The organism is Streptomyces sp. NPDC005761, assembly GCF_040630635.1.
Taxonomy (GTDB): Bacteria; Actinomycetota; Actinomycetes; order Streptomycetales; family Streptomycetaceae; genus Streptomyces.
Window position 1 is genome coordinate 1 of the sequence record NZ_JBEXXX010000094.1, and the last position, 5,942, is coordinate 5,942.

The window sequence follows — 5,942 nt, forward strand, 5'->3', positions numbered from 1 at the left end:
AGACGCCCCGGAGGGACCCCGGACCCCCACCCACCGGACAACGGCGCAGCCGGCGGGGCACCCGCACCCAAGCCCGTCCGGCGATTGAGGACAAAGCCCGCACCCCGGAACACCCCAAACCGCAGGGCTCGGCCGCATCAGGAGTGGCCGAGGTCCTCCGTAGGCGCGTCCGGCTCCACCGGCACGGAGCCGGAATCCCGCGCCGGACGCAGCGGGTACTCGTCCACCTGCATCGTGTCCAGCGCATGCGGCGCCGGCTTCGGCGGCTTCGGCATCACCGCGGCCTCCGAATGCCCACCGCACCCGTACGAGAGGGACACCACGTGCCCGTCCGCCGGACCGAACTCGTTCGCGCACACCCCGAAGGCCTGCTTCAGCGAACCCGCGAGCGGCACCAGGAAGGCACACGACACGCATGTCGCCGGAGCCGCCTGCGCCATCGGCGTCTTCGCGCCGAACCCCTCGTCCCAGCGGTCGGCCGCCGAGTGGAGCCCGTACCGGGACAGCACCCGCGCACGCCTCATGCCCAGCTCGTCCGCGACCGAAGCGATCGAACCGCGGCGCGGCGGCTCCGGGCGCGTCGTCAGCTCCGCGTCCTCCGACTCGACGAGGTCGGCCAGCTCGCCCGACACCGCGACGACCGCGGAGTTCGGCGGGAGCTCGTCCTCGCCGGTGTAGCCCGGCTCCAGGCGCAGGTCGTCCGCCTCGGTGGGCAGCAGATCGCCCGGCCCCATGTCGCCCGGCCGCAGTCGCTCGCTCCACGGCACCCACTCCGGTGCGAGCAGCGCGTCGGTGCCCGGCAGCAGGACCGTCTCGTCCAGCGTGACGTTCTTCGCGCGGGAGGCCCTGGCGACCGTCACCGCCCAGCGCCAGCCCCGGTAGGCCGGGTCCTTGCACTCGAAGTAGTGCGTGACGACCCGGTCCCCCTCGGGGACCACGGCCACATGCTCACCCACAACCCCTGGCGCGGCCGCTTCCTCGGCCGCCGCGCGGGCGAGGTCTACGGCCTCGGCGCACAGACGGTCGGGAACGGGGGTACGGGCCGTACGGCTTCGCGTCGTCGCAGCACTCACAGGTCTCGCTTCTCTCCTACGCCAGTCTCACGAGCGCGCCAGCACATCCATCGATTTCGGCCATACAGCTGCGGGCGGAGCGGACCTGGGGGCCGCGTCGACGTCCACACCCGTTGTGCCTGCCTCGGGCGCACCTTCTGCGATCCATTCTGCGGGATCGCCGAGAGGCGCGCGGCCAAGAACAACCGCCGGTGGCGCGCTACGCACGCTACCCTCTCCGCCGCTCCTCGCCCACCTGCCCGTCCCAAACGACGTCGTATCCGACGCCGTGTCCCCGGCGCAGAGAGCACTCCGGCCGCCCCGATCCACCCCTCGGCACCCCCTGCGACCTGGCCGATCACTGACCCGACGGGGCGGTACGCACCGCGCCTCGCGCCGATCTCGGTTCGTGATGCCGGGGACTGGGGCACTATGACCAAGTGGCTTCTGCCAGGTCGCACGACGAATCCGGTCCGCTCCGCAGAACGGGCCGGTCGATCGGTCATGCCCTCCAGACCCCGTTCACCAAGACCGCCCGAGGCATCCGGAAGGCGACTCACGCGCACGGAGCCGGGGAGTCGGGCCTCGGCAAGCTGATCGAACTGCACGCGGTGAACGGCGCGGGTGACGTGATGATCACCGTCGCGCTCGCGTCGACCGTGTTCTTCTCCGTACCGACGGACCAGGCCCGCGGCCGGGTCGCGCTGTACCTCGCCGTCACCATGGCGCCGTTCATCCTCCTCGCCCCGGTCATCGGACCGCTCCTGGACCACCTGCCGCACGGCCGCCGCGCGGCGATGGCGGGCTCCATGCTGGCCCGGGCCGTCCTGGCGCTCACCATGTCGGGCGCGGTCGCGACCGGCGGCCTGGAGCTCTATCCGGCCGCCCTGGGCGTACTGGTGTGCTCGAAGGCGTACGGAGTGGTGCGCAGCGCCGTCGTACCCCGTCTGCTGCCACCCCGTTTCTCGCTCGTGAAGGCCAACTCGCGGGTCACTCTCGCCGGTCTCCTGGCGACCGGCATCGCCGCACCCATCGGAGCGGGGCTCCAGACCATCGGGCCACCGTGGCCGCTGTACGGCGCGTGCGCGATCTTCGTCGGCGGCGCCGTCCTCGCCTTCACGCTGCCCCACAAGGTGGACTCGGCGAAGGGCGAGCGCAAGGCCCATCTGGTCCCACCGCACGGAGAGGGAGCCGTCCGGCCCGAACCGCTCCGGAAGGACATCACGCCCAAGAGCGAGAAGAAGGCCAAGGGCAAGGAGAAGAACGGCGAGAAGCGGCCCGGGCTGCGCTCCGTCGGCCCGTCCGTCCTCCACGGCCTCCAGGCCAACGCCTCGCACCGGGCGCTCTCCGGCTTCCTGATCTTCTTCCTGGCGTTCCTGCTGCGCGAGCATCCGCTGGCCGGGCAGAGCGCCGCGATCTCGCTCGGCATCGTCGGGGTGGCGGCCGGGGTCGGCAACGCGCTGGGCACAGCGGTCGGCTCCTGGCTCAGGGCCCGCGGTCCCGAGATCATCGTCGCCTCGGTGCTGGGCCTGGCCCTGGGCATCGCCGTGCTGGCCGCCGCCTTCTTCAGCACGGTCATGGTCGCCGCGCTCGCGGCCACGGCGGGTTTCACCCAGGCCCTGTCGAAGCTGTCGCTGGACGCGATGATCCAGCGCGACGTACCGGAGGAGGTGCGGACATCCGCGTTCGCCCGCTCGGAGACGCTGCTCCAGATGGCCTGGGTGGCCGGCGGGGCGATCGGGATCGCCCTCCCCCTCAACGGAGTACTGGGCATGTCGGTCGCCGCGGGCATCCTCGCCCTCGGTGCCGCCACGTCCGTACGGGGTCTGCTGGGCGCCGCGCGGCGCGGCTCGCCGCACCCCCGCGTGGCGTGAGCCGGAGCGACCGATAGCCTTCGGCCCATGACCGTTGCGATCTTCTCCGGTAAGGGCCGTCGAATCGGCGTCACTCTTGGTGCCGTGTCCGCGGGACTCCTTGTCCTCTCCGCCTGCGACAAGCCGACGCCGCTCGCCACCGTGACGGTCGGCGGCACTTCGGTGAGTTCCGAGGCGTCCTGCTACAACGACGGCAAGGCCCTCAAGGAATCCGAGATCGAGGGCTGCCTCAACAAGAAGGCGGAGAAGTCCGTCAAGGTCTCGATGGAGGACAAGGTCCGCTTCGGCGTCGACCCCGAGGTCGCGGACAACGGCTGGACGATCTTCGTCAACGGCCAGCAGGCCGAGCAGGAGCCGAACAAGAAGACCTACCGGTCCATCCCGGGCAGCGCCTTCTTCTCCAGCCAGACCGGCGAGCCCACGAGCAAGACCCAGATCAGCATCGTGGAGACCGACGGCAAGAAGCTGCTGGGCGTCTGGCACTTCGAGCTCAAGAAGTCCGACTGACCCCCCTCCTGACCTCGGAGGAATCCCCCGTGCGTGTGCTCGTCGTGACCGCTGTCCCGGTGGAACGGGACGCGGTCACGCGTGCGTCCGGGCCCGGTTCCACGGTCCGTGTCCATGCCGTGCGGGGCGCGGAGATCCACCGCGCGGGACCCTACGACGTCCTCGCGGGCGGCGCGGGGCCGGCAGCGGCGGCGGCCTCCGCCGCGTTCGCCCTGGCCGCGGACAGCTACGACCTGGTGATCTCGGCCGGCATCGGCGGCGGATTCACCGGCCTGGCCCCGGTCGGCTCCCTCGTCGTGGCCCGCCGCATCGGCGCGGCGGACCTGGGCGCCGAGACCCCCGCGGGCTTCGTCCCCGTCACCGAACTCGGCTTCGGCCGGACCTGGCACTTCCCGCCCCGCTCGCTGGTGAAGGCGGTGGTCACCGCGACCCGCGCGGTGACCGGAGACGTCCTCACCGTCTCCACGGTGACCGGCAGCGCCGAACGTGCCGCCACCCTCCTCGCCGCGCACCCCGGCGCCGTCGCCGAGGCCATGGAGGGCTTCGGGGTCGCGGAGGCCGCCGGCCTGGCCGGAGTCCCCGTCCTGGAGATCAGGGCCGTCTCGAACGCCGTCGGCCCGCGCGACCGCGACGCCTGGCGCATCGGCGACGCGCTGACCGCGCTCACCGAGGCGTTCGGGAAGCTCACCCCCGTACTGGAAGGCTGGATCCACCATGACCGAAACGACTCCTGACCCGCTGCGGATCGCCTTCTCGCCGTGCCCCAACGACACGTTCGTCTTCGACGCCTGGGCGCACGGAAGGGTCCCCGACGCGCCCGCGCTCGACGTCATGTTCGCGGACATCGACATCACCAACGGCATGGCCGAGCGCGGCGAACTGGACGTGCTGAAGGTGTCGTACGCCGTACTCCCCTGGGTCCTCGACGAGTACGCGCTGCTGCCGTGCGGCGGCGCCCTGGGCCGGGGCTGCGGGCCACTGGTCCTCACGAAGGAGCCGGGCACGGACCTGACGGGGAAGACCGTCGCCGTGCCGAGCGAGCGCTCCACCGCCTACCTGCTCTTCCGCCTCTGGGCGGCGGAAGTGGTACCCGGCGGGGTCGGCGAGATCGTCGTCATGCCGTTCGACGAGATCATGCCGGCGGTACGGGACGGCAAGGTCGACGCCGGCCTCGTCATCCACGAGGCGCGCTTCACGTACCAGAACTACGGCCTGCACAACCTGGCCGACATGGGGCGCCACTGGGAGGACACGACCGGGCTGCCGATCCCGCTCGGCGCGATCATCGCCAAGCGCTCCCTGGGCGCGGACACGCTGAAGCTGCTCGCCGATTCGGTGCGCACGTCGGTACGGATGGCGTGGGACGACCCGGAGACGTCGCGCCCCTACGTGCTGGAGCACGCACAGGAGATGGACCCGTCCGTGGCCGACCAGCACATCGGGCTGTACGTGAACGAGTTCACCGCCGACCTCGGCGAGGACGGTTACGCGGCGATCCGCGGTCTGCTGACGCGCGCCGCGGCCGAGGGACTGGTCCCGCCCCTCGGCCCGGACGCGCTCTCGTTCGTCTGAGCCCGCGGCCCTACACGTCGAGCTGGTCCGCGACCGCGCGCAGCAGCCCGGCGATCTTGGCGCCGGCCGCCTTGTCGGGGTAGCGGCCGCGCTCCAGCAGCGGCGTGATGTTCTCCAGCACGGTCGTCAGATCCTGCACGATCGAGGCCAGTTCGTCCGGCTTGCGGCGCTGCGCGGCCGCGACGGACGGCGTGGGGTCGAGGATCACCACAGAAAGTGCCTGGTCACCGCGCTGTCCGGCGACCACGCCGAACTCGACGCGCTGGCCGGGCTTGAGTGCGTCGACTCCGTCGGGAAGCACGGACGAGTGCACGAAGACGTCACTGCCGTCGTCGCGGGAGAGGAAGCCGAAGCCCTTCTCACTGTTGAACCACTTGACCTTGCCAGTCGGCAAAGCACGCACCCCATCTCAACCCGTATGCCGGAACAAAGCCCTCAGCAGGTCAGGCCGTCCTGTGGTCGTGCTTCCCCTGCTGGCAGAAGCCTCCACAGGTGAAGTACCCCTCGTCAAGCCTGGTCATCCGGACTCTGTCCGGAAACGGCACTTGCTCTGCGCGGGGGTGGTCCGCCGCCGGGGGGAACTACCCTGACGGGGTGAGTACTCCAACTTCCGGCGCAGGCGACCGGCTGGTCCGCATCGGCGCGATCGTCTTCTTCGTCGGCGTCCTGTCGACCGTCGCCACCATGGCTCCGCTGTTCCTCGGCACCGACCCGCTGCCGTCCATCGCCTGGTCCCTCTGCATGCTGATGGGCGTCGGCTTCCTGATCGCCGCAGCGGGCGTGATCCGGTCCGCACGGGCGGGGTCGGCTCAGCGGTAGCCCGGTCCTCGTGTGCGGGGTTCCGTGGTGGGGGGTTCCGTCCTCAATCGCCGGACGGGCTTGTGTGCGGGGTCCCCGCGGGGCGCTGTTGTCCGGTGGGTGGGGGTGGTGCCCCTCC

The 5,942-nt window shown here is 71.4% G+C and carries 7 protein-coding genes; 5 read left to right on the forward strand and 2 right to left on the reverse strand.

Annotation, left to right across the window (positions count from 1 at the left end; translation table 11 throughout):
• Positions 1–137 precede the first annotated feature (137 nt).
• Positions 138–1,073, reverse strand: coding sequence for a DUF3027 domain-containing protein (locus ABZ434_RS35905; RefSeq protein WP_359146264.1), 936 nt, complete (start codon positions 1,071–1,073; stop codon positions 138–140).
• Between the two features lie 419 nt (positions 1,074–1,492).
• On the opposite strand from ABZ434_RS35905, the gene ABZ434_RS35910 reads away from it, so the two are divergent.
• From ABZ434_RS35910 to ABZ434_RS35925, 4 genes are read left to right on the forward strand one after another with little or no spacing between them, the layout of a single operon-like run.
• Positions 1,493–2,926, forward strand: a complete 1,434-nt coding sequence (locus ABZ434_RS35910) for an MFS transporter (RefSeq protein WP_359146267.1) — start codon at positions 1,493–1,495, stop codon at positions 2,924–2,926.
• 27 nt (positions 2,927–2,953) lie between these two features.
• On the forward strand, positions 2,954–3,433 hold the full coding sequence (locus ABZ434_RS35915; protein WP_359146270.1) for a DUF2771 domain-containing protein: 480 nt from the start codon (positions 2,954–2,956) through the stop codon (positions 3,431–3,433).
• A gap of 29 nt (positions 3,434–3,462) precedes the next feature.
• Positions 3,463–4,167 carry a futalosine hydrolase gene (locus ABZ434_RS35920; protein WP_359146273.1) on the forward strand — a complete coding sequence of 235 codons (705 nt, stop codon included), beginning with the start codon at positions 3,463–3,465 and terminating at the stop codon, positions 4,165–4,167.
• Positions 4,148–5,005, forward strand: a complete 858-nt coding sequence (locus ABZ434_RS35925) for a 1,4-dihydroxy-6-naphthoate synthase (RefSeq protein ID WP_359146276.1) — start codon at positions 4,148–4,150, stop codon at positions 5,003–5,005. The genes ABZ434_RS35920 and ABZ434_RS35925 overlap by 20 nt, the downstream gene beginning before the upstream one ends.
• A gap of 10 nt (positions 5,006–5,015) precedes the next feature.
• Here ABZ434_RS35925 and ABZ434_RS35930 read toward each other — a convergent pair whose 3' ends face one another.
• Positions 5,016–5,399 carry a cold-shock protein gene (locus ABZ434_RS35930; protein ID WP_359146278.1) on the reverse strand — a complete coding sequence of 128 codons (384 nt, stop codon included), beginning with the start codon at positions 5,397–5,399 and terminating at the stop codon, positions 5,016–5,018.
• 200 nt (positions 5,400–5,599) lie between these two features.
• Here ABZ434_RS35930 and ABZ434_RS35935 point away from each other — a divergent pair, with 200 nt between their 5' ends.
• Positions 5,600–5,824: a hypothetical protein gene (locus tag ABZ434_RS35935; protein WP_359146281.1), complete on the forward strand. Its 225-nt coding sequence runs from the start codon at positions 5,600–5,602 to the stop codon at positions 5,822–5,824.
• Positions 5,825–5,942 lie beyond the last annotated feature (118 nt).